The 1,791-nt window shown below is 47.9% G+C and carries 1 protein-coding gene and 2 pseudogenes; 1 reads left to right on the top strand and 2 read right to left on the bottom strand.

The window, feature by feature from the left end:
• A pseudogene (locus ACEW8P_RS18010) lies at positions 1–349 on the top strand (insulinase family protein); the annotation flags it as partial.
• A gap of 469 nt (positions 350–818) precedes the next feature.
• Here ACEW8P_RS18010 and ACEW8P_RS18005 read toward each other — a convergent pair.
• A complete protein-coding gene (locus ACEW8P_RS18005) occupies positions 819–1,292 on the bottom strand; it encodes a hypothetical protein (RefSeq protein WP_373514462.1) in 474 nt (157 codons plus the stop codon).
• 153 nt (positions 1,293–1,445) lie between these two features.
• Positions 1,446–1,791: pseudogene (locus ACEW8P_RS18000) on the bottom strand (2-isopropylmalate synthase); the annotation flags it as partial.

Below are 1,791 nucleotides of genomic sequence, written 5' to 3'. Positions count from 1 at the left end.
GGCGTTGCAGGTACTTGACAGTCTGCACCGCTCGGGGCTGAACGAAGAAATCCTGGCCTCGGCCAAAGCCTATGTGAAGGGCGACTTCCCCCCCAATTACGAGTCGGCGGGCGCGTTGGCGGGATTGCTCACGGATATGTTTACGTACGGGTTCGACGAAAACTACATCAACACTTTCCAGACCAAAGTAGATGGCCTGACCGTAGCGCAAGCCAACGACATCATCGCTAAGTACTTCCCCAAAGAAAAACTGCAATTCGTTCTGGTTGGGAAAGCCGATGAAATCCGCGACGCGGTGAAGAAGTATGGGGCGATTACGGAGAAAGAGATTAAGGATGAAGGGTTTTAAATATTTAAAAAAGGATTACAAATTATTGGTTAAAAATAAGAAAAACCCTATCTTGAGTAAGCAAAATGTCCACTTAAACAATTTTCAATCAAGATGAAGAATATGACACTACCCAAATACTGGGCTCTGCTTATTTTAGCAGCAGCAGTCCTGGGAATTTTGCCCGAAATGGTACCTGATGCGAATTCCGACCAAGTACGTCAAATCTTGTTCTCATTTGTCGTCATCGTTTACATCCCAATTATTGCAATTCTCAGAATGCGCCACCTCAGGATGACTTTGAAAGAGTATTTGCTAGGATTTATCCCTTTCTACGGAGTGCGCCATCGATTCAAAAGAATTACGAAAAAGTAAAGTTTGATGATCCGGCTTTTTGAAATCAAGATTTCAGAAGTAACTTACAAAAAAATAGCCCCAACATCTTTGGCGGGGCTATTTTTTGACCGATACAACAATCAAAGCCAAGTTTCTAGGCGTATTCTTCTTTCTTTACTTCTCCCAAAGAGGGCAGTATAATCGTGTTCAAAAGCTGCTCTTCCAGCCAATCCGCCCAGGTACTGATATAAAGTACCACATCGTCGCGGAAGTTGTGGCGGAGGTACCGCTTTTCCCTGGGGAGGCGTTCCAGTATTCGGCGGTCGGTTAGTCTTTCCAGGTGTTGCAAATCGCTGGATGTGAGTCCAGATTCAAGTATATCGGTGATGAGCAGATCCATCGGCAGACCACTCGTGGGGCAGTAGTCATTCAGTTGCTCTTGCCATTCGCCGCGCCCAACGGCCAGAGCGTGTTGGTGAATTTCGGCTTTGGTGAGCGTAGTAAGTTCCTGCGCCAGGTTGCCGCAGTTGCAACTACCCATATGACCCCACTGATAGGGTGCGCCTTTCTTGAGTTTATTAGCCGTGCGGCGCAGGGCTTCGATAAGATTCAGGTTTGGTTGAGCCATTGTTATTCGATTGACAGTGGACCGGTACGCCGGTGCGGGTGGAGAGTTGAGGGTTTCTTGGGGTGATGAAACGTGTTGGTAGCAATCCACGCTATTTATTAATACCTTTTCCAACAAAAATTGTTTTCCACAGTAGCCAACCAAAAACTACCCCTAAACGGCAGCGTAGGCCTGGGCCAGGTCTACTAAGTCCTTATCGTTCACTTCTTTCTTGACGTCGGCTACCTCCAGGAAGCGATCGTAAACTTCATTGAGCGCCTCCTGCTCGTAGGTAAAGCCTAATAGTTCCATGCGGTGTTTCAGAGCGTGACGGCCCGAGCGGGCGGTTAGCAAAATGTCGGACTTATCAACGCCCACGTCGTGCGGGTTCATGATTTCGTAATTGAGCGAATGCTTCAAAAATCCATCCTGGTGAATGCCCGACGAGTGCGCAAAGGCGTTGCGACCCACGATGGCCTTGTTGGCCTGAATGGGCATCCGCATCATTTTGGAAACGAGT

Origin of the sequence: Persicitalea sp. (assembly GCF_041751555.1) — a bacterium.
Taxonomy (GTDB): domain Bacteria; phylum Bacteroidota; class Bacteroidia; order Cytophagales; family Spirosomataceae; genus Persicitalea.
Note: the sequence above shows the minus strand (reverse complement) of the source record. Positions and strands in the feature narration are given on the sequence as shown.

Excerpts from the sequence above, each read along its gene's own strand:
- ACEW8P_RS18005 (WP_373514462.1), bottom strand. The coding sequence starts at position 1,292 with ATGGCTCAACCAAACCTGAATCTTATCGAAGCCCTGCGCCGCACGGCT.